At 60.2% G+C, this 21,433-nt stretch carries 21 protein-coding genes; 11 read left to right on the top strand and 10 right to left on the bottom strand.

Going from position 1 to position 21,433, the window contains the following annotated elements:
- Positions 1-42 precede the first annotated feature (42 nt).
- Positions 43-1,794, bottom strand: coding sequence for a protein kinase (locus VH599_12705; GenBank protein HEY7349165.1), 1,752 nt, complete (start codon positions 1,792-1,794; stop codon positions 43-45).
- Positions 1,795-2,102: 308 nt separating this feature from the next.
- Between VH599_12705 and VH599_12710 the strand changes: the two genes are divergently transcribed.
- Genes VH599_12710 through groL form a run of 3 tightly spaced genes read left to right on the top strand, consistent with a single transcriptional unit; the run spans position 2,103 to position 4,334 of the window.
- Positions 2,103-2,342, top strand: coding sequence for a hypothetical protein (locus tag VH599_12710; protein HEY7349166.1), 240 nt, complete (start codon positions 2,103-2,105; stop codon positions 2,340-2,342).
- A 55-nt stretch (positions 2,343-2,397) separates the two neighbouring features.
- Positions 2,398-2,694, top strand: coding sequence for a co-chaperone GroES (gene groES / locus VH599_12715; GenBank protein HEY7349167.1), 297 nt, complete (start codon positions 2,398-2,400; stop codon positions 2,692-2,694).
- A gap of 14 nt (positions 2,695-2,708) precedes the next feature.
- Positions 2,709-4,334, top strand: a complete 1,626-nt coding sequence (gene groL / locus VH599_12720) for a chaperonin GroEL (protein HEY7349168.1) — start codon at positions 2,709-2,711, stop codon at positions 4,332-4,334.
- A gap of 251 nt (positions 4,335-4,585) precedes the next feature.
- On the opposite strand, the gene sixA is transcribed toward groL, so the two are convergent.
- Positions 4,586-5,065: a phosphohistidine phosphatase SixA gene (gene sixA / locus VH599_12725; protein HEY7349169.1), complete on the bottom strand. Its 480-nt coding sequence runs from the start codon at positions 5,063-5,065 to the stop codon at positions 4,586-4,588.
- 475 nt (positions 5,066-5,540) lie between these two features.
- Here sixA and VH599_12730 point away from each other — a divergent pair, with 475 nt between their 5' ends.
- Entirely contained in the window at positions 5,541-6,143 is a 603-nt protein-coding gene (locus tag VH599_12730; GenBank protein ID HEY7349170.1) for a CHAP domain-containing protein, read from the top strand.
- Between the two features lie 83 nt (positions 6,144-6,226).
- Here VH599_12730 and VH599_12735 read toward each other — a convergent pair whose 3' ends face one another.
- From VH599_12735 to VH599_12755, 5 genes are all read right to left on the bottom strand, one after another.
- Positions 6,227-6,625 (bottom strand): SUF system NifU family Fe-S cluster assembly protein, encoded by a 399-nt coding sequence (locus VH599_12735; GenBank protein HEY7349171.1) that lies wholly within the window; start codon positions 6,623-6,625, stop codon positions 6,227-6,229.
- Between the two features lie 84 nt (positions 6,626-6,709).
- A complete protein-coding gene (locus tag VH599_12740) occupies positions 6,710-7,954 on the bottom strand; it encodes a cysteine desulfurase (protein ID HEY7349172.1) in 1,245 nt (414 codons plus the stop codon).
- Positions 7,955-8,169: 215 nt separating this feature from the next.
- The gene (sufD, locus tag VH599_12745) at positions 8,170-9,576 is read right to left on the bottom strand and encodes a Fe-S cluster assembly protein SufD (protein HEY7349173.1); all 1,407 of its coding nucleotides are present in this window, start codon (positions 9,574-9,576) and stop codon (positions 8,170-8,172) included.
- A complete protein-coding gene (gene sufC, locus VH599_12750) occupies positions 9,573-10,412 on the bottom strand; it encodes a Fe-S cluster assembly ATPase SufC (GenBank protein ID HEY7349174.1) in 840 nt (279 codons plus the stop codon). The genes sufD and sufC overlap by 4 nt, the downstream gene beginning before the upstream one ends.
- A 156-nt stretch (positions 10,413-10,568) precedes the next feature.
- Positions 10,569-11,111: an Rrf2 family transcriptional regulator gene (locus tag VH599_12755; protein ID HEY7349175.1), complete on the bottom strand. Its 543-nt coding sequence runs from the start codon at positions 11,109-11,111 to the stop codon at positions 10,569-10,571.
- Between the two features lie 233 nt (positions 11,112-11,344).
- Here VH599_12755 and VH599_12760 point away from each other — a divergent pair, with 233 nt between their 5' ends.
- Positions 11,345-11,797, top strand: coding sequence for a hypothetical protein (locus VH599_12760; protein ID HEY7349176.1), 453 nt, complete (start codon positions 11,345-11,347; stop codon positions 11,795-11,797).
- 12 nt (positions 11,798-11,809) lie between these two features.
- Positions 11,810-12,238 carry a hypothetical protein gene (locus VH599_12765; GenBank protein ID HEY7349177.1) on the top strand — a complete coding sequence of 143 codons (429 nt, stop codon included), beginning with the start codon at positions 11,810-11,812 and terminating at the stop codon, positions 12,236-12,238.
- Between the two features lie 158 nt (positions 12,239-12,396).
- Here VH599_12765 and secF read toward each other — a convergent pair whose 3' ends face one another.
- The 3 genes from secF to VH599_12780 form a co-directional block, all read right to left on the bottom strand.
- Entirely contained in the window at positions 12,397-13,929 is a 1,533-nt protein-coding gene (gene secF / locus VH599_12770; protein ID HEY7349178.1) for a protein translocase subunit SecF, read from the bottom strand.
- 2 nt (positions 13,930-13,931) lie between these two features.
- Complete coding sequence (gene secD, locus VH599_12775) at positions 13,932-15,707, bottom strand: protein translocase subunit SecD (protein ID HEY7349179.1); 1,776 nt, start codon at positions 15,705-15,707, stop codon at positions 13,932-13,934.
- 389 nt (positions 15,708-16,096) lie between these two features.
- Entirely contained in the window at positions 16,097-16,825 is a 729-nt protein-coding gene (locus tag VH599_12780; protein ID HEY7349180.1) for a glycosyltransferase family 2 protein, read from the bottom strand.
- Positions 16,826-17,216: 391 nt separating this feature from the next.
- Between VH599_12780 and VH599_12785 the strand changes: the two genes are divergently transcribed.
- The 5 genes from VH599_12785 (at position 17,217) to VH599_12805 (ending at position 21,361) form a co-directional block, all read left to right on the top strand.
- Positions 17,217-18,152 (top strand): ABC transporter ATP-binding protein, encoded by a 936-nt coding sequence (locus tag VH599_12785; GenBank protein HEY7349181.1) that lies wholly within the window; start codon positions 17,217-17,219, stop codon positions 18,150-18,152.
- 92 nt (positions 18,153-18,244) lie between these two features.
- Positions 18,245-19,021: an ABC transporter permease gene (locus VH599_12790; GenBank protein ID HEY7349182.1), complete on the top strand. Its 777-nt coding sequence runs from the start codon at positions 18,245-18,247 to the stop codon at positions 19,019-19,021.
- Positions 19,022-19,051: 30 nt separating this feature from the next.
- Positions 19,052-20,359, top strand: a complete 1,308-nt coding sequence (locus VH599_12795) for a sensor histidine kinase (GenBank protein ID HEY7349183.1) — start codon at positions 19,052-19,054, stop codon at positions 20,357-20,359.
- 9 nt (positions 20,360-20,368) lie between these two features.
- Positions 20,369-21,037 (top strand): response regulator transcription factor, encoded by a 669-nt coding sequence (locus tag VH599_12800; protein ID HEY7349184.1) that lies wholly within the window; start codon positions 20,369-20,371, stop codon positions 21,035-21,037.
- A gap of 78 nt (positions 21,038-21,115) precedes the next feature.
- Entirely contained in the window at positions 21,116-21,361 is a 246-nt protein-coding gene (locus VH599_12805; GenBank protein ID HEY7349185.1) for an AtpZ/AtpI family protein, read from the top strand.
- Positions 21,362-21,433: the final 72 nt, after the last annotated feature.

Raw genomic sequence — 21,433 nt, forward strand, 5'->3', positions numbered from 1 at the left:
TTATCGCTCTTTATAGGAATGATGAAGGTAAGAAGCCAATGACTACCGGCTGATCGTCACTGGCAGCGTTACTTCTGGCTTCTCGGGTATAGTAAACGTCTCGGAATAAAACACGCCCAGGATGTACTGCCCCGGATCCACAAAGGCAATTTTAAGAAACGAGGCATACTTGCCCGCTCCAGGGCAGGTGATGGGCTGCGGCGCGTCGTTAAGAATCAACTGCCCCTTGCTATCGAGCAGCGCCACGCCTGCCTCCGCAGTGTGGCTGCCACCATTCTCTGCCGTATAAATAAGCCACATATACTCGTCCGTTTGATGAAAGCTGGTGGTCGGGTTTTCGATCTGTATAGGCCGACACGAGTCGCCAACGTTCCCGGTAATACCCAACCCGGTCTGGATACTCTTGATATGTGGGCCACTGGGAACAACAGGTACCGCGCTGCCCAGGCCCGGCGTGCCAGTGACGCCAGGCGCGTTGGGCTGCCCGCTGTTCCCGCCTGGTCGCCCCATCACCAGCGTCACAATCAAAACAATCGCAACGACCACACTCACACCGCCAGCCAGGGCCGCCCAGGCGGTCCAGGAGCGCCGGGGGCGCGCGTATGACGGGAGTATCGGCGGTGGTGGGAGCGGACCCGCCGCCACAAACGAATCATCCGCAGACTGCCTTGCCTGCATCGTCATCGGCGGCGCAGGGACAAACGGCGCGCCACCCGGCATAAGCGGAGCAACCTGCGTCGCCCCGGCGGCAGCAGGTGGGAGGCGCTGCTGTGGAACCGCATCAGTGGCTGCCAGCGGCGGGCTGAGCGGCGTGGCAGCCTGTGGGGCCGGTAATACGGGTGCGCCGCCAGCCTGCGGCGCGCCAGCCGCGCCCGGCAGAGGCTGAGGTAACGGAGACGCCAGCGGCGCAGCGGCAGGTCTGGAAGCGGCTGAGCCTCGCGCCCTGGCGCACGCCTCACGATAGGCAGCCGCAAAAACGATCACGCTCGGCCAGCGATCCCCAGGATTTTTCGCCAGCGCCCGCAAGACCGCTTCATCCACCTCAGCCGGGATGGCCGGGCTGATCGCGCGCATCGGCGGCGCTGGGACCGCCAGTTGTTTCGTGACAACCTCAAGCAAGCCCCCCTGAAACGGAAGCTGCCCGGTCAACAAGAGATACACCATCGCCGCCAGGCTGTATTGATCGCTGGCCGGGAGCGCCTGGCGCTGAATCTGCTCTGGCGCGCTATAGGCAGCCGTCCCCGAGTACACGGCGCTGTTTGCCGCCCCGGAGGTGAACTTGGCAAGCCCAAAATCGGCCAGCAGCAGGTGAATACTGCCCGGCGAACCCGCGCCCATCAAAAAGTTCGCCGGTTTCACGTCACGATGCAGCACACCGCGATCATGCGCGTGTTGCAGCGCCCGCGCCGCCTGATCAACGACCACCCCGGCCAGCTCAAGCGAAAGCGGCAGGCCAAAACGGAACGATGGATGCCCTGGCGTCAGCGCCTCTTGCAGCGAGCCATTGGGCGCGTAAGCCATCACCAGATAGGCCAGGCCACTCTGCTCCCCAAAATCATAGACAGGCAAAATATGCGGATGCTCCATCGCCGCAATGGCCTGCGCCTCGCGCGCAAAACGCTCAGCCGGATTCGCGCCGCTCGCTGCCGTTTCTACTTCCGGGCGAACCAGTTTGATCGCCACCTGGCGTTTCAGGCTGACCTGCTCCGCCAGATACACCTCGCCCATCCCACCGCCGCCCAACCGCCGGATAATCCGACAGCCACCGATAATCTGTCCTTCTAATCCCGCCATAGCTCTGCTCCAGTCCACCAGTCTGGATGAAGGGCGAGGCTGTGGCCTCACTCCCACTCTGCTCAACAGGATGCCGCCTGCTTTGAGGCTACTATAACATACCAGAAGTTCAGAGGCGATAACCTAGTTCACACTTGCGCTCTAACACTTTTCTAATACTTTTCCTACAGACCTCTAACACTTCTCATACACCCTTCTAATACCCCATATGCGATACTCCCCTTTGGACTGACTGAAAAGACGCGCAGAATGGTTCCATCCTTGCAGCAGGCGCGTCCGACAGAGAAGGAGTGAGCGGCTCCGCAGGCATGATGAACGCAGGCTATTTTGCACAGCACGAAAGAGAGCGCCATGCGCCCGACGCGCCCGAAGAGCGCCCCCTCGCGCAAAACCCTCAATCGCTGCGGCGCTGCGCCAACTGCGACATTGAAATTGCCTGGTCGCCCATTATCTCTGATGGTCTGGCCTACTGTTGTACGGGATGCGCCCAGGGTGGGCCGTGTTCGTGTGACTACTCCGAGCATGCCAACACGCCGTCCAGGCGCTAATTCCCAGCCTCTCGCATCCATCAAACAAAACAGTTCACAGAAGGGAGTTTGCAGCGTGGCTAGCAACAAGATTCGTCCCCTTGGCGACCGCGTGGTCGTGAAGCCTGCCGCGAAGGAAGAAGTCACCAAGAGCGGCATCGTCATTCCCGATACCGCCAAGGAGAAGCCTCAAGAGGGGGTCGTCGTCGCCGTTGGCAGCGGCAAGCTGCTCGACAACGGCGACCGCGTTCCTCTGGAGATCAAAGAGGGCGACCGGGTGCTGTACGCCAAGTATGGCGGCACAGAATTCAAGCAGGACGGTGAAGAGTATCTGGTTCTCCGCGAGAGCGATGTTCTCGCCATCCTGGTGTAAGGAGCAATCTGACAATGGCAAAGCAACTCGTATTTGACGAGCAGGCGCGCCGCTCTCTCAAGAAGGGCATTGATGTGCTGGCGGGCGCTGTGAAGACCACCCTTGGCCCCAAGGGCCGCAACGTCGCGCTCGATAAGAAGTTCGGCGCGCCCACCGTCACCCACGACGGCGTAACCGTCGCCAAAGAGATTCAGCTTGAAGACGCCTTTGAGAATATGGGCGCGCAGTTGCTGAAGGAAGCCGCCACCAAGACCAACGACGTAGCCGGCGACGGCACCACCACCGCCACCGTTCTGGCCCAGGCTATCGTGAACGAGGGCTTGAAGAACCTGGCCGCTGGCGCCAACCCCATGCAGCTTCGCTCGGGCATCGAAAAGGCCACCAACGCCGTCGTTGACTATATCCGTAATCTGGCGACCCCCGTCGAAGACCGCAAAGAAATTGCCCAGATCGCCTCGATCTCGGCGGCGGATGAGCAGATCGGCGAGTTGATCGCCGAAGTGATGGAGCGCGTCGGCAAGGATGGCGTCATCACCGTAGAGGAAAGTCGTGGCACAACCTTCGAGACTGAGTACGTCGAAGGCATGCAGATCGACAAAGGTTACCTCTCCGCGTATTTCGTCACGAACTCTGATCGGATGGAAGCGGTCATCGAGGACGCCAATATCCTGATTACCGACAAGAAGATCAGCGCCGTCGCCGACATGCTGCCGGTGCTGGAGAAGCTGACTCAGACAGGCAGCCGCAATATCGTCATCATCGCTGAGGATGTAGACGGCGAAGCCCTGGCGACCCTGGTCGTCAACAAGCTGCGCGGCATCCTCAACGTTCTGGCGGTCAAGGCGCCGGGATTCGGTGATCGCCGCAAAGAAATGCTGCGCGACATCGCGGTACTGACCGGCGGTCAGGTCATCAGCGAAGAGATGGGCCGCCGCCTGGAGAACACCTCCCTGGCCGATCTCGGCCAGGCCCGCCGCGTCGTTGCTCGCAAGGACGACACTACCATCGTCGAAGGCAAGGGCGAGAGCAAGGACATCCAGGCGCGCATCAAGCAGATCAAGGCGCAGATCGACGAAACCACCAGCGACTATGACCGCGAGAAGCTGCAAGAACGCCTGGCAAAACTCTCCGGCGGCGTTGGGCTGATTAAGGTCGGCGCGGGAACTGAAGTCGAGTTGAAGTTCCGCAAGACCCGCGTCGAGGACGCGCTTTCCGCGACCCGCGCTGGCGTCGAAGAAGGCATGGTGCCTGGCGGCGGCGTGGCTTTGCTCAACGCGACAGAGGCGCTGAAGAACCTGGAGGCGACAGGCGATATCGCCACCGGCATAGCGATCCTGCGTCGGGCACTGGAAGAGCCGCTGCGCACGCTGGCCCAGAATGGCGGCCAGGATGGCGCGGTGGTGGTCGAAACGGTTCGCCGCAAGCAGGCCGAGACCAAGAACCAGCGGCTTGGCTACAACGTCCTTGACGAAAAGTACGAGGACATGGTTGACGTTGGCATTATTGACCCGGCCAAGGTGACACGCTCCGCGATTCAGAATGCGGCCTCGATTGCCGCGATGATTCTGACCACCGAGGCGCTCATCACCGACATCCCCGAAAAGGAAAAAGCCCCGGCTCCGCCAATGCCTGAATACTAGACCATACCCGCGATTTTCGCGTATCCTACGTATGCAGCGGGACGGCTCAATGGCGCGCCGTCCCGTTTGTTTTTGCTCAGAGCGCCTCACACAACCTCCGCACGAGCAGAGGCGGGGTTGTAGCGCCGTCCTTCCAGGCGGCAGGGGCGGGGTTGTAGCGCCGTCCTTCCAGGCGGCAGGGGTAGGGTTGTAGCGCCGTCCTTCCAGGCGGCAGGGGTAGGGCCAACCGTCGGTTGTGTGAGGCATTCTTATTACGCCAGTTCCGGCGTCAACAGCCACTGAACGGCGAAATGTTTGCCATCGCCCTTTGGCGCGAGGGCCACCAGCGCCGCATATTGAATCACCACCACCCCGATGTCCTCATCGCCCGTCACCAGCAGCGAAGCCAGGCGGTCCAGCAGCGGCAGATGGCTCACCAGCGCCACGCCGCCAACCATCTCCTTCTGCGCTTCCACCCGCAGCCAGCGCGCCAGCGGCTCAGCGCGATCTTTCGGACCAAGCCCGTCCAGTTCTTCCGCCCGGCTTTCCAGGTGAAGCGCCGCAGCCAGTACCTCAGCCGTCTGGCGGGCGCGCAGCTTGCCGCTGTGATAGATATACTCGACAGGCAGAGAAAGCTGCGCCGCGCGCGCCGCCACCCGCCCGACAGCCGCGCGCCCTTCCTGAGAAAGCGGGCGCTGGGCATCCACTTCCCCGGACTCCGCTTGCGCGTGCTGCATCAGATAGAGCATCATGGCTTTCCTCCCCGGTAGACTCGACTACCGCGTGACCAAACCTGGCAAAAGTCAACAAACACCATGCCAGCACAGCAGCCAGCATAGCATCAATCGGGCCAACCACCTCCAACCGCATCTGCCGAGACGGGCCGCGCCCCACCGTTCGCCGAAAGTTGCGGCGACCTCTCGCGTGTACCGCCGCCGTCCCTGGCGGCGCGGGCGGGGGGTGTGGCGCACACCGCGCACGCTGCCTCGCGCCAACAAGACGAACCCCCAGGCATAGTACATGCGACAGCCACGCCGACCTTCGCCCCTGGCAGGGGTAGTCTCTGCGCCGCCTGCCAGCAGCCCCAGGCTTTCCGGCCAACGGCGTCAGAAGGTCGTGGTGTGGTCACAAAGGGACGCCTGGCGCGCCTGCACGTACCAGGCTAGCGCAAATACGATAGAACAGGAAGCAGTAGAAAAAACTGAAAAACCTAGAAAGAACCGTTTCATGCGACAATTTTTCCTGGCCGCGATTGTTGCGGCCAGTCTTGTAGCTGTGTTTGCAGTTCCCAGCGCCGCGAAGGCGAGTGGACAGTGCTACTGGTGGTGGATGCAGAACGGCGTCAAACACTACTCCTATTATGACTGCGCGCACCCAACAAAGCCACCCTGGCAGGGTGGGCCGATGAACCCAAAACCCGGCAGCAGCCGCCCTCCTGCGTCAACCCTCGCAAGCCACCCCTCCACTCATCCGCACAGCAGCCGTATCTTCCCCAACAGATACCTCTGGGGGCAGTGTACCTGGTGGGCGGCGCACACCAACCCACACAAAAACCTGGCGCGCCTGGGGAACGCTGGCATGTGGGCAATCAACGCGCGCAAACGTGGCCTGCATGTGGGCACTGCCCCGCGCGTCGGGGCTACCGCCGTTTTTGCGGGAAGAGTGCAGGGAGCCAGCCCGTTCGGCCATGTGGCCCATGTAGTGGCAGTCTCTGGCTCGCGGTTCAAGGTCTCCGAGATGAACTATTACGGAGGCTCGCCGCGCGGCGGATTTGGCAAAGTGGATTACCGCTGGGCGCACACCGGCAGCGGAGTCAGCTTCATTTACTAACCCCACCAGGAACCGTTACACGCCCTCCCTGTGACCAGCACATAAGCCGCGCGAGCAGCCGCTATGCTATACGCTGCTCGCGCCTATTCTTCTTCTTGCAGCCTGAACCAGTCATCATCCCCCAGCGCGTGATGCAGCACGCGCATAGAGAGCATCGCGCACTTCATGCGCGCCGGGCTGATGCTTTCCAGGCCAAGGGCATCGAGGATGTCGTCCTTGCCAAGCTGCTTCAGTTCCTCCAGCGACTTCTCCTCGATCATCTCGGTCAGCAGCGAAGCGGATGCCTGGCTGATCGCGCAGCCGCGCCCGCTGAAGCGCACCGCGATCACGCGGCCATCCTCGCCCACCTTCAGAAAGAGTTCCACCTTATCCCCACACAGCGGGTTAGAATCGGCGGCATGAATATCAGCCGCATCCAGAACGCCCGCGTTGCGCGGACGGCGATAATGGTCAAGAATCACTTCGCGGTAATAATCATCCATCGTTTCGCCTCCGATGATAAGGCAGGAAATGCCAGGACTCGCCTGGTAGTTACGATCATATCACAGCATTTCCAGGCGAGTCCTTCAGAGCGCGAAGATCGCTTTCGCTTTCTCCAGCGTCTCCGCCAGCGCGTCCACTTCTTCAGGAATGTTATAGATATAGAAGCTCGCGCGGGCGGTGGCAGGCAGGCCCAGCTTCTCTATCAACGGCTGCGCGCAGTGATTGCCAGCGCGTACACAAATGCCTTCGCTGTCGAGAATCTGCGCCAGATCATGCGGGTGAATATCGCCCAGCGTGAACGAGACCACCCCGCCTCGCTTTGCCGCGCCCGGTCCATAGAGCGCCAGCCCCTCCACACCGCTCAGCCGCTCCAGCGCATAGCTGACCAGTTCCTGCTCGTGGCGCTGCACAAACTCCATGCCCAGCGCGTTCAGATAATCCACTGCCGCGCCCAGGCCAACAGCCTCTGCAATCGCCGGAGTACCCGCCTCGAACTTATAGGGCAGATCGTTCCAGGTGGCGCTGCGCAGATGCACCTCACGAATCATATCGCCGCCGGTCAGGAAGGGCGGCATCGCCTCCAGCAGATCGCGCCGACCATACAGGACGCCGATGCCTGTCGGACCCAGCATCTTATGGCCGCTAAAGACCAGAAAATCGCAATCCAGACTCTGCACATCGGTGGGCAAATGGGGTACGCTCTGCGCGCCATCCAGCAGGACGACAGCCCCGGCGGCGTGCGCCTCGGCAATCATCTCCCTGGCGGGCGTAATCGTCCCCAGCACATTCGACATGGCGGTAAAGGCCACCAGCTTAGGCCGGGTCTGACCGAGCATGCGGCTATATTCGGCCTGATCCAGCACGCCCTCCTCAGTAAACGGCACGAACTCCAGCCGCGCGCCGGTTCGCGCCGCCAGCAGTTGCCAGGGGACCAGATTGGCATGGTGTTCCATCTCGGTCAGCAGGATCGTCTCCCCCTCCCGAATGTTGGCGCTGCCCCAGCTATAAGCCACCAGATTGATTGACTCGGTGGCGTTGCGCGTGAAGATGATCTGCTTCGCCGATTTCGCCTTGATAAAACGGGCCACCTTCACGCGCGCCTGCTCCATCGCCGCCGTAGCCTCCTCGCTCAGCACATAGACCCCGCGATTCACATTCGCGTGCGAGGTGCGATAGTAGCGATCCATCGCCTCAAGCACAGAGATCGGCTTCTGCGAGCTTGCCCCGCTGTCCAGATAGACCAGCGGTTTGCCATGCGTCCGCCGCGCCAGGATCGGGAAATCCTCGCGGATCGCCAGCGTTTTTTGTAGATCAGCCGCGCTGAGCATCTATGCGCTCCTTCTTGCCTGGAGAAACTTATATCACTAGTGATATATATCGCTACTGAACATCTGTGCGCTGCTTCATGAAAGAAGATATATCACTAGTGATATATATCATTTCTGAATTACCGCCAGCCCTGGCGGCCACTTGTAGCGCCGCCTTCCAGGCGGCAGGAGGGGCTGAAGGGGCGTGTCCCGCCGTCGTCCCTGGCGGCCCCGCCTTACTCGTCACCACCATAAATAGCGACGGCCTCTGCGCCAGCGCCCTCGATGTCCCATTGATCGGTGACATCGTGCCATTCGGTATCCTCAGCAATCGGCTGGCCCTCTTTCGCCATCTTGCTCACAATCGAGCGGCGCAGGCGAGCGCGCAGTTCATTGGACGGAATCTTATCCAGCACCGGCTCGAAGAAGCCTTGCACAATCAAACGCCGCGCCTCAGCTTCGGGGATGCCCCGGCACATCAGATAAAATAACTGTTCTGCATCGATCTGCCCGGTAGTCGCTCCGTGACTGGCGCGCACATCGTTGGCGGCAATCTCCAGGCTGGGGATCGCCTCCGCGCGGGCCGCATCGCTCAGCAGCAGCGTGTGATCGGAGAGATACGAGTTCGTCTGCTGCGCCCCGTGCGCCACCTTAATCAGCCCCTCGAAATCCACGCGCGCCTTATCGTCCAAAACGCCCTTGAAGTAGGTTTCGGCGGAAGTCGAAAGGGCCGCGTGATTGGAAAGCGTATTGATCTGGACAAATTGCTGGCCCGTAGCAAAGAGGACGCCCACAATATCGCCGTTGCTGCCCGAACCGGCCAGCGTCGTACCGAGATTCGCCAGCGTCGTATCGGCCCCAAGGTCGGCGACAATCCAGTGGATATAGCCATCTTTTTCGGGAATGCCATGTTTGGTCGTCAGATTCCAGACGCCAGGACCAAAGTCCTGCACGCTGTTAAACTGGACGTGCGCGTTGTCTTTGGCGAAGATTTCCGCCACGCCGTTGAAAAGCGCCGTTGCGCCCGCAGGCAGCGAAGAGGCCGTTTCTTCGATATAGACTAACTGGCTGCTTGTTTCAGCGATAAGCAGCGTGTGCGCAAAATTAGTAGCATTCGGCTGATCGAGCAGATAGCGCGCCAGCACAGGCCGGTCAACGACGACGCCCCTGGGGATATAGAGAAAGAGGCCGCCGCTCCAGAACGCGCCATGCAGAGCCGCGTATTTATTGTCGCCCGGCGTCACACCAGTCATAAAATAGCGTTGCACCAGTTCAGCATATTCGCGCACCGCCGTATCCATATCGGTCAGGATGACGCCTTTGGCCGCCAGCGCCGGGTCCAGTTCGCGTGCCACGACGCTCGAATTGCGCTGCACCAGCAGGCCAGCCTCCCAGGTCGGCAGGGGCAAGTGGCCGTCGGCGCGCGCGCCGTTCGCCACGTAGGGAATGAGCGTATCGTACTTATAGCGGGCGACTCGCTGCAACACACCCAGGTCGCCGCGACGGCCCAGCGGCGCGGGCATCTGTTCGTAGACTTCCCACGCGGCCAGGCGTTTCTCCAGCATCCAGGCAGGCTCGCCCTTCAGCATCGAAAGCGCCTCCACCCCCTCGCGCGAGAAGCCTTTCGTCAAGGGTTGTATCATGCGCTGGCCTCCGCGTTCTCGTCTTCTTCGCCGGTCAGCCACTCATAGCCCTTCTGCTCCAGTTCCAGCGCCAGGTCAGGCCCACCATTGCGAACGATGCGCCCCTGATACATGACATGGACGGCATCCGGTTTGATATAACCCAGGATGCGCGGATAGTGCGTGATAATCAGGATGCCCAGGTTGGGGCCGGTCAGCGCGTTCACGCCATCGGAGACGATCTTGAGCGCGTCAATATCCAGGCCGGAGTCGGTCTCGTCCAGCACCGCCATCTGCGGCTGAAGCACCGCCATCTGAAGGATCTCGGCGCGCTTCTTTTCGCCGCCGGAAAAGCCCTCGTTGATATAGCGGTTAATGAAGGTGCGGTCCACCTTCAGAATCTGCATCTTCTCCTGAAGCAGCTTGCGAAACTCCGCCGGGGGCATGCCCTTGCGCTTCTCCATCTGGCCCGTAGGCTGGGCGGGCGCATTGGGGTCATAGCCATCGCGCACCGACTCCACAGCGCGGCGCAAGAAGTTCGCCACGCTCACGCCAGGCACCGAAGCCGGATACTGGAACGCCAGGAACAGCCCCAGCCGGGCGCGCTTATCTGGCGAAAGCTCCAGCACATTCAGACCCTTGAACAGAATCTCGCCTTTGGTCACTTCATACTTCGGGTGGCCCATAATCACGTTCGCCAGCGTACTCTTGCCGGACCCGTTCGGCCCCATCAGCGCGTGAATCTCGCCCTGGCGCACGCTCAGATCAACGCCTTTGAGGATTTCTTTCTCTTCCACCTTCACGTGAAGATTGCGGATGACCAGCTCCGCCGTCTGAATCGCGGTTTGTGTTTCCATTGAAAAGCCAACAGCCTCCTTCAATTGCCAGCAGATATACGCGCCGGTCAGCGCGCTTCGTTTTCTCTCTAGCCAGCCTGGCAGCCGCAAGCCCCAGGCCAGGCAAAGGTATCTCGCCTGCTCTTGTTATAGAAGCAGAGCGCATAGTCCTTCAGGTCACTCAAGGTCACTGGTATCCTGATAGCCGCCGCGCACAATAAGCGGCGTCACCGGAATAAGCCGCTGGGCAGAAACCGCGCCAGGCGCTGGAACGGTTTGCCCGCGCGCAGGCAGGCGCTCCTGGGCGCTTGCGCTTGCCAGTTCAGCCAGGGTCATCCGATCCAGCGTTTGCACCAGCGCGTCGCGCAGTTTTGCCCAGAGATATTGGGTTGAGCAGCAATCCAGCCGGTCACAGATCAGTTCCATCTCGCCATCAACGGCGCAGATCATCGGCGCAATCGGCCCTTCCAGCACGCGAATCACTTCGCTCATGCGAATATTCAGGGGATCACGGCTGAGTTGATAGCCGCCGTGAGCGCCACGAGTGCTCACGATCAGCTCTTTATCGCGCAAGAGCTTGACCAACTGCTCCAGATAGGGCAGGGGTAGCTGCTCCTCGCTTGAGATGTCGGTGAGCGAGCGCGGACCTTTCCCATAATGGCGGGCCAGGTCAACCATGACACGCACCCCATATTCTCCTCTCGTCGAAACGCGCATCATCTGATGCCCCTCCCCTCTGAACTGGATATTCCGACTAATTCACTCGGATATAAGTATACCATTTTGGCCTGGGAAGCGTCAATTCAGAGACCTCGTTCGTCTCCTTCTTAAACAAGCGCGCTGGCAGATAACCGCCGAAAAATGCTGCCCGGCGTTATTGTCTGTTCATTCATCCCGGGCTATAATAGTTTTCAACCTACCCGACTGCCAAGCGGCCATCTGGAGGCGTTTCTATGGACAGGTATCTTCCCCGTATTCTTCTCATCAGTATAGCCCTGACGCTCTTTCTGATTAGCTGTGGGGGAGAGCAGCCTTCTGGCCTCGCCAGAACTCCTCCTCCTTCAGGGCGGCCAACCGCAACCGACTCCCCCAGCCCCACTCCAACGGCTGGGCCACTTCCCGCTGATATTGTCGTCTATCCAGACGCGCAGCTCGTGGTGGCGCAGCGCATTACTACCGGAATCCTCTATTTTTATCGTTCAACCGCTACCCTCGATGCCGTCACAAAGTTCTACCTGGACCAGATGCCCAAACACGGCTGGACCCAGGCATCAGCGGAATTGAACGGCGCGAAAGGGAGCTTTCTGGTGTATATCAAAGACACCAGGAGCGTGTCAGTCAATATCGTTTCGGACCCCATTGCGACCGCCCAGACCGATATTAGCATCACGCTCGGTAATAGCTGAGGAGGCAGGCGCATGAAAAAACCAGTTCTTACCAGCGTATCTATCAGCGCGCTGCTGATGCTGGTCCTGCTGGCGCCTGGCGGGTGTGGCGGCGGCGCCGGCGGCTTCTATGGACCCCCACCCCCAGCGACGCCCTCGCCAACGAAGCCAGCCAGCAGCGGCCTGCCCAGCGATATTCCCATCTACCCCAACGCGCAACTGATTGGGAAGCCCGCAGCGAACCAGGCGACCTTCCAGGCGCCAGCCGACCAGCAGACGGTGAAGAACTTTTTTCAGCGGAACATGCCACAACAGGGCTGGAAGGCTGGACAGGTAGAAGACAACGGGGCCGACGGCATCTTCTTGACTTTCACAAAAGATACACGAACGGTTCACATCAACATCTCGCCAGGAAGCGCGCCAGGCGCATCAACGCTCATCATCACGGTGGACGCTGGCTAACACTGTCTCCGGTGGAAGAGGCATGCTTGCTTGTAGCCACCTGGAAGGCGGCTAGACGATTGGCTGCCTGGAAGGCGGCGCTACAAGTGGCATAAGCAGCCAGAGGGCAGGAGATGGTTCCCCTGCCCTCTGGCTCTGCGCTTTGCTGCGCCGCTGGCTCAGGCCCGCGCGCGGGCGCGGCGCGCCGGGCGACGATCTTGAGGCGAGCGCGGCTTGAAGCCGAAGATACGGCCAAGCTCGCCACGCTCCCAACTGACCAGCAGCATGCTGGCGTTGAAGATCGAAGAATACGTGCCGCTGAAGATGCCGATCAACAGCGTCAGCGTAAAGCTGCGGATGCTCACGCCGCCAAAGAGCGTCAGCGCGCTCAGCGTGAACAACACCGTCAGCGAGGTATTGAGCGAGCGCGCCATCGTCTGCACCAGGCTGGCGTTGACCACCTGCTCGAACGTCTCGTTGGTGCGGCGCTGCAAGTTCTCGCGGATACGATCAAAGACCACAATCGTATCGTGGACCGAGAAGCCAATCACCGTCAACACCGCTGTGACAAAGAGCGAGTCCACCTGATAGTTGCGGTCGAAGTGTCCGATGATGGCCGCCATACCCAGCACCACCAGCGCGTCATGCGACAGGGCGATAACGGCGCAGGTTCCATAGCGCCAGGGTCTGGCAACCTTGCGGAAGGCAAACCAGATATAGAGCAGAATGGCAATCGAAGCCAGGGCCACAGCGCCGATAGCGCGATAGGTTGTCTCGCTGGCAATCGCCGCGCTGACCGTATCCTTGGATTGCTCGACCAGGTAAGAACCCTGCGATTGCATCAGGTTAAACTCGATGGTGTTAATCTGCTGATCGGTCAGGTTCGAGGTGGTGGTGATCGTGAAGAGCGTGCTGGTGTCGCCCTGCTGAATGCCCTCACCCGGCTTACAGGTCACGCCGTTTTTAATATCCTTCGTGTCGCAGAGGAAGACCGGAATATTGGCCTCCGGGTTCGGCGTCGGCGAGGGGGTCGCCGTTGGCGTCGGCGAGGGCGTTGGCGTCACCGACGGATTCGGCGTTGGCGAAGGCGTTGGCGAGGGCGTCGGCGAAGGCGTCGGTGAAGGCGTCGGCGTCGCTGCCGTTCCGGTAGGCGTCGGCGAGGGGGTCGGCGTCGGTGTCGGCGTCGGCGTCGGCTGCTGGGTGGTCTTCAAGTTCTTGATGCCTACGATAGCCGCCTGAATCTGCTCGATGGCCGGCGGCTTATCCAGCGTCTTCTTATCGAAGCGCACCACCATGATCGTGAAATACGTCTTGCCGCCATCGAACGTCACCAGGCGCAGATCGCCTGCGGCCTCGGTATCCAGTTTCCCGCCCTGCTTCAGTTGAGCAGCCAGATTGTTGAGCGCCGTGACCACCTGCGCTTTGGCGCTGCTGTCAATTCCGACGTTGAAGCGCAGCCAGAACGAATATTTGGGGTCGTGCGAGGTATCTTGCGCCTGGACCACCACCAGATTTTCGGCGTGCGCGTTGGCGAACGCCTGCTTTACGGCGTTGGAATTGACTTCCCGCGAAAACTGAAGGTCCACCACCGCGCCGCTCTGAAAGTCAAGGCCGACATTGAACCCCCAGACAAACAGAGCAATCACCCCAGGGATAATAATCAACAGCGAGAGCGCAAAAAAGATAAATCGTTTGCTCACCAGGTTCAGCACAGTTAGTCCTCCACGCCACGCTTGGAACCGGCGCGACCGGCGCGGGCGGTTTCCTCTTTGTTACCTTGCGCCTTGGAGCGCGCGGCGCCATTCGTTCCGCTCCCCACCTTCTCCGGCAGGTCTTCTTCGGCGTCCGCTGTAATGTCAGCCTCCTCCGCCTCCTCATCTGCGGCGTCCTCTTCTTCAGCGGCGGCATCCGCCTCTTCCTCGGCTTCATCTTCCTCCGCATCCTCTTCCTCGTCCTCCGCCTCGTCCTGGGCAGTATCAGCCGCAGCTTTGCCGCCGCCAGCCCGACGGAGCGCCAGGCGCTCTTTCAGGGAGAGCTGACGACCGGCAGGCTCTTCTTCCTCTTCCTCCTCCTCTTCTTCAACCTCCTCAACCACCCGCGCGCGCGCCGCGCCGCGCTGCGCCAGACGGCGCTCCAGGCTGGCGCGGCGGGTACTCCCAACGGTGATAGCGCCTCTGGGCAAGCCAAAGAGCGCGGGATGCGTCGCCACACCCGTTGGCACCAGCAGGTTGAGGAAGGTGCGCGTGACGGTGATGGCGGTGAAGAGGCTGATGACCACGCCCAGGAACAGCGTCGTGGCAAAACCGACGATGATGCTCGCGCCAAAGTTGCTGCCGAACCAATACAGAATGCCGCAGGTAATCAGCGTAGAGGCGTTGGAATCGCGGATGGAGGGCCAGGCCCGCTTGAAGCCCACATCAATGGCTTGCGAAAGCGTTCTTCCTCCACGTAACTCTTCTTTGACCCGCTCAAAGATCAGCACATTCGCATCAACAGCCATACCAATCGAGAGGATGAAGCCCGCGTAGCCAGCCAGCGTCATCACGACGGCCAACATTTTGAAGACCGCGAAGGTGAACCCCGCGTAGAGAATCAGTGCAATATCCGCCAGCAAACCAGGCAGGCGATAGTAGATAAGCATGAACAGGATGACGATGCCCAGGCCAATAGCGCCCGCGACCAGGCTATCATTCACCGATTGCTGGCCCAGCGTCGCGCCGATCAGGCGCTCGCTGACCAGCGTCAGCGGCACCGGCAGCGAGCCATAGCGCAGCAGCGCGGCAGTCGCCTGCGCCTGGTCCAGCGTCATATTGCCGCCGGAGATTTGCCCCTGGCCGGTAATCTGGGTCTGGATGACCGCTGATTCAATAACCTTCCCATCCAGGGTGATGGTGAGATATTGCTGGACATGGCTCTGGGTATAGTTCGCAAAAGCGCTCTGGGCCGAACCCTTGAATTGGAAAAGAATTTGAGGTTTCCCGGTTTGCGAGTCAATATTCGCATTGATGCTGTTGGGGTCAAGCTGATCGCCCGTGAAGACTACCGGATACTGCCCCTCCTTCACCACCGTACCCTCGGTTAACCGGTTAGGGCCGGTATCAATAATCTCCAGCTTGCCTGTCTGGCCGAGCAGCGCCACCGCATCCTGCTCGTTCTTCAGGCCGGGGAGTTCAACCGAAATGCGGTAATCGCCTTGCAACCGAATGACCGGCTCCGAGACGCCCAGGCCGCCATTGACGCGCCGCTCGATGTTATCGCGCACGTCGGGCATCAACTTCTTTGTCTCTGCGTTACACTGGTTGGGCGGCAAAGAGCATGACGCCTCTAAGAGTACCTGCACGCCGCCCTGAAGGTCCAGACCCTCGCGCACTTGCAAATCATTGTTATAGGCGCCAAGGTGGATGCCGCCGTTATTTGGCGCGTCAACATAGGCTGCCCCTGCTGCCAGCAGGAGAATAAAAAGGAGGAGAAGCAAAGTGCTACGCCGCATAAGTTCATTTCCCCTTCGCTGCACGCGAGCGATGATAAGTTCAGGATAAGGGCGCCAGGGCGCAGCAGAAGGCGCCCAGGGAAGCGCAGCCGCGCCTCTGAGTTCCACGATTCGCACAGAGTATAGCCCTACATGCCCCGCACTGTCAAATGCAGGGCAGGGTTCCACCAACTATCGGGGGCTGCCACTTGTAGCGCCGCCTTCCAGGCGGCCAGCGTTGGCCGCCTGGAAGGCGGCGCTACAAGTAACGGGTCTCGCTTGCCAAAACCTCATGTCTGGTGGAACCGCAGGGCAGAGGCGCTCGGCGGAACCTTCAATGAGGTATGACGAATAGAGGGGGACATGTGCAACATGCCTGCGCCCGCCTGGCGCGCGAGGGAGGGGCGCTCTCAGCGTCGGGCAGGGGTGCGCCGCTTGAATCGGGCGCGGAAGAGTTCATAGATCGTCAGGCCGATATACACCAGCGAGCGCCTGACGTTGATCGAAGACGACTCCAGGGTATAGCGGGTGGGAATCGGCACTTCTTCGATAAGCATATGCTGTAAGACCGCATCAACAATCATCTGGCTGTCGAAGACAAAATCATCGGAATAGGCGTGATAGTTCAGGCGCTCCAGCACTGTGCGGCGATAGGCTTTGAAGCCGCTGTGCAGTTCGCTGAAGCGCGTCCCCAGCAGCAGGTTTTCGATAGCCGTCGTGAGCTTATTGCCCCAGTAGCGATAGAGCGGCATGCCGCCCTGGCGGGGATCAGCGCCCCTGGCAAAGCGCGAACCGAAGGTGAAATCAGCGCGGCCTTTCAGGATGGGTTCTACCAGGCGCACGATGGATTTGGGGTCGTATTGATAATCCGCGTGGAGCAAGACCACTACCTCAGCGCCCATGCGCAGCGCCTCATCGTAGCACGTCTTCTGATTCGCCCCATAGCCCTTATTGCGTTCGTGCAGAATGAGCATCAACCCCAACTCGCGGGCTACTTCAGCGGTGCGATCACGGCTGGCGTCATCCACCACCAGCACCTCAGCCTCCAGTTCCGCCGGGATTTCCCGCACCGTCTGCGCCAGCGTCTGTTCGGCCATAAAAGCTGGCAAGGTCACAACCACACGCGCGCCCATCCCCATGATAGCTCCTTCGTTGCAGATGGTGGCCGCTCCTGGCGACGATTGCTCTGCTCTATCAAGCGCGGCCTACTGAACACGGCTATTCTAACAGTTCGTCAGCAAGGTCTCAAGCCCAACAGGACTTTTGGGTCGGCGCTCCGGCTGGGCCAGCCGGAACCAGCGGCGGGCCATGCTGGCTCTCGCGCCCACCTATCGGACTATAAGAAGACCGATCACATGACACCGCTGGCTATGACTTTCGACCTAACCGCCAATAGACCTTTCCACCTTCAAGAAATAGACCGTTTCGGACTCTCTCTCTGCGGCTGCTCTCCACTATACTTTCCCTGGTAAGAAAACACAACCGCAGCACATCGCGGGCATACACCAATAGACCTTGAAAGGACTTGGTATGGAAAACAAAACCGTCATCAGCATTCAAGACCTGACCGTCTCCTATGGCGAGGTCAAAGCTGTGGATGGCGTCTCATTCGAGATCGCGGAAGGCGAATGCTTTGGCCTGCTTGGCCCCAACGGCGCGGGCAAAACCACCACGCTCTCCTGCCTGGAGGGGCTGAAGAAGCCGGACAGCGGCAGGATCACCGTTGAGGGGTTAGATGTCCAGAAGGACAGCGTGAAAGTCAAACAGAGACTCGGCGTGCAGCTTCAGGACACCACCCTGTTCCCTGACCTGACCTGCGCTGAACTGGTCGAACTCTACGCCAGCTTCTACAACGTCTTTCTCAGCCGCAAACAGATCATCAGCTATCTGGAACACTTTGATCTTCAGGAGAAAGCCCGATCAAAGGCAAATCAATTATCGGGCGGGCAGCGTCAGCGGCTGGCGCTGGCGCTGGCCGTTGCGCACGATCCACGTATTGTCGTGCTGGACGAGCCAACCACCGGCCTGGACCCGCAGGCGCGGCGCGGCATATGGGACAGCATCCGCCGCATGCGTTCAGAGGGCCGCACCGTCATTCTGACGACCCACTATATGGAAGAAGCCGAAGTCCTGTGCAAGCGCATTGGCATCATTGATCACGGCAAGATTCTGGCGCTCGATACTCCGCACGCCCTCACCAGCCAGCTTGGCGAAGCCGCAACCTTGAGCGCCGACGTGGAACTGGACCCGGAGCATATCGCCAGGATCAAAGTCCTGGCCGGTGTCTCTTCGGTCAGCTATGACGGCGGGCAGCTAGAGGTTCAGACGACGCAATCGCAGCAGACGCTGGCCGACCTGCAACTGATCGCCGTCGGGGCGGGACGCTCCATCCGCAATGTCAACATCCGCCAGCCCAATCTGGAAGATGTCTTTCTCTCGATGACGGGGCGCAAGATTCGTGATTAGCGCCAGGCCAGCGGGCAACGCTTGAACATCAGCCAAGCCGATGGATGAGAGCGATAGACGATAAACGAGAGATGATATAAGGAGTGTTTCACGTGAAACGTTTTTTCATTTCCTTGAAGATGGTCTTCCTGGGAACCATCCGTAACCGTACAGCAACGTTCTTCAACTTGATCTTCCCAATGGTGCTGTTCCTGTTCTTTGGCTACATTTTCAAGGGCGGCACGAACGTGACCGGCACAGCCCAGACTGGCGGGATCAATACCGCCCTCTGGCTGCTGCCCGGCATCATCACGATCAGCATCGCCACGAACGGCATCTTTAATTCGATGCCGATGGTCATGCTGCGGGAAAACGGCGTTTTTCGCCGTATCCAGGCGACACCCATGCCCGTTTCACAGTATCTGCTGGCGCGCATCGTCATTCAACTGGTGGTGGTGGCAATGCAGGTCGTGCTGGCGCTGATTATCGCGGCCATCGCCTTCCAGGCGTATCCTGAAAGCAGCGGCTGGTATCTGGATGTGGCCTTTATCCTGATCGGCGCGGTGGTCTTTATTACCATCGGTCAGTTTATTGCCGCCGTCTCGCCGCGCTTCGAGACGGCCAATATCATCTCGCAGATCATCAACCTGCCGCTCGTCTTCTTGAGCAACATCTACATTCCTTTCTCTATCATGCCAGATGCTGTTCAGAAGGTTGGCCGCGCCCTGCCGGGCTTCCTGATGGTGGATGTGCTGCGCCCGGCGATGATTGTGGGCAATGTCTCGCAGGCAGGGACCACCCTCAACAATCCGCTGGTTGACCTGGCCGGACTTGGGATATACTTTATCGTAGCCCTGGTGATTTCCGCTCGTTTCTTCCGCTGGTCGTAACACGACGTAACCAGAGTTAAGGAGGCGCCCGTGACGGAGCTAGAACGTCTGAGCCGATCAAGCCGCAGAGAAACTCTTTTCTGGCTGCTCGTTACCGTCGGCCTGCTCGCCTACTGCCTCGTTGGCGCCTTCGCGGATCAGCCAGATATGCTCTACACCTGGAGAGGAGCGGCGCTTATCCTCCTCTCCATCGGCTATCTCTCCTGGTACGCTGCCTGGGCCGTGAAGCACGCCCGCAAAAAGCATATGGTCATCGGCAGTTGGCCGATACCCTGGCGGACCGCGCTCTCCCGCTGGGGATGGGTCTTTGTGACGATCTGCCTGATGACTGCGCTGAGTCCGATGATGGGCTGGATGTTCTGGGCAACGTTCGGCATGGCGCTGGGCATGTTCCGGTTTCCCCTGGCGCTGCTCCCGGCGGGGCTGAGCATTCTCGGCGTGTTTTACGCGCTGATCTGGACCACAGGCCCACCGCCGGAAGCCATCATCTGGATCGCTATCTCGATGGGCATGGGCATCTTAAGCGTTGGCTATACGACCTACACCTCCAGTCGGTTGAGGCGCGAGCGTGTTGAGCGTGAACACGTCTTCAGCGCCCTGGAGGACGCGCACCGCCAGCTCGCCGACGCGCACCGCCAGCTTGAGCTTTCCGCCGAACGCGAGGCCGAAATGGCGGTGATCTCCGAGCGCGGGCGGCTGGCCCGCGAGATGCACGACACCATCGGACACGCCCTGGTGCTGATTGCCGTCAAGCTGGAGGCCGCCCAGCGGCTGCGCGCGGTCAATCCTGAGCGCGCCGATCACGAAATCGAAGTGACCAAAGAAATTGTTCGCAGCACCATGAGCGAGATGCGCGCCTCGCTGGCGAATCTGCGCCTGCCCATGCCCACCCAGCAATCCATCGCTGAAATGCTGGCCCGACGCGCCCGCGAAAGCAGCGAGCGCGCTGGCTTTCACATGATCTATCACATCGAGCCGGACCTGGGCGACATCTCCACCCCCGTCCGCGAGGCGCTCTATCGCATCGGGGCCGAGGCGCTCACCAATATTGAAAAGCACGCCCACGCCCATGCCGTCACACTCAGCCTTTTGCGCTACGAAGAAACAATCACCCTCCAGGTTGAAGATGACGGCGTGGGCCTGCCCGCGCTCGTCACCGCCGGACAGCGATCAGCCGAGACGCAGCCTAACCGGCCCTCCAGCCCCCCAGGCCATTACGGCATCACCGGCATGCGCGAGCGAGTCGAAGCCCTGGGCGGGCGCTTGAGCCTCACCTCTCGCCCCAATAGAGGAACTATCGTCGAAGCCAGTCTGCCACGCTCGGCTGCCTTGAATTGAGGATTCACCATGCAAGAGCAGCGCCCCATTCGCATCCTGCTTTGTGAAGATCAGACCTTGATGCGTGAGGGATTAAAAACGATCCTTGAACTGGACAGCGACTCCCCTCCTTTCGAGATCATCGGAGAGGCCAGCGACGGCGAAGAAGCGGTGCGCCAGGCGAGCAGGCTTTCGCCCGACATCGTCTTGATGGACATTCAGATGCCCAAACAAAACGGCGTCCAGGCCACTGCGGCCATCAGCGCCACTCTTCCGGCCACGCGTGTCGTTATCCTGACCACCTTTGATAACGACGATTACGTCTTCGAGGCCATCAAAGCGGGCGCGATGGGCTATCTGCTCAAAGACACTCCGGCCAACGACCTGGCCGCCACGATTCGTCGCGTCCACCAGGGCGAATCGTTTATTCAGCCCAAGGTTGCTACCAAGCTGCTCATGGAGTTTGGCCGACGCGGAGCGTCTGCTAAAGGAGCTTCCCCCGAAGAGGAGGAACTCAGCCAGCGCGAACTGGATGTTCTCAAACTGCTGGCGCTGGGAGCCAGCAATCGTGATATTGCCGCCCGGCTTGTGCTGGCGGAAGGCACCGTCAAAAACCATGTCTCCAGCATCTTAATCAAGCTGCACGCGGCCAATCGAACCCAGGCGGCGAATATGGCCCGCGAGCGCGGCTTAATCTGATTGGGCGCAGATATTTGCACACACTCAAACTTTGTGCTACAATCCCAGCGGCGCACAGCGTGGACGCCAGATAATTCGATGAAGAACAAGAACAATCGACAAGTAAACAACGGGCTAGATCGCTCGTCTATTAATGCTTTTGCCGTTGCCAGCCAGGTAGCCTTTGGTATTATCACGCCCCTGGTTGGTGGCGCGATCATCGGTTGGTATCTTGACTCGCAAGTCTTCCACGATTCTGTGCCAATAGCGACACTAATCGGGCTGCTGCTTGGCCTGGCCGCTGGCGTGTATGGGCTTATCAGGCTCATCTCCTTACTAAGCTAGCAGCGGGACTTCCGCCGCCAGCGGATGTTGCCCGCTGTACATGTAGAACTAGGGGGAGCGGTCGGAACATCA

Source organism: Ktedonobacterales bacterium (genome assembly GCA_036557285.1).
In the GTDB taxonomy this organism is placed as follows: domain Bacteria; phylum Chloroflexota; class Ktedonobacteria; order Ktedonobacterales; family DATBGS01; genus DATBHW01.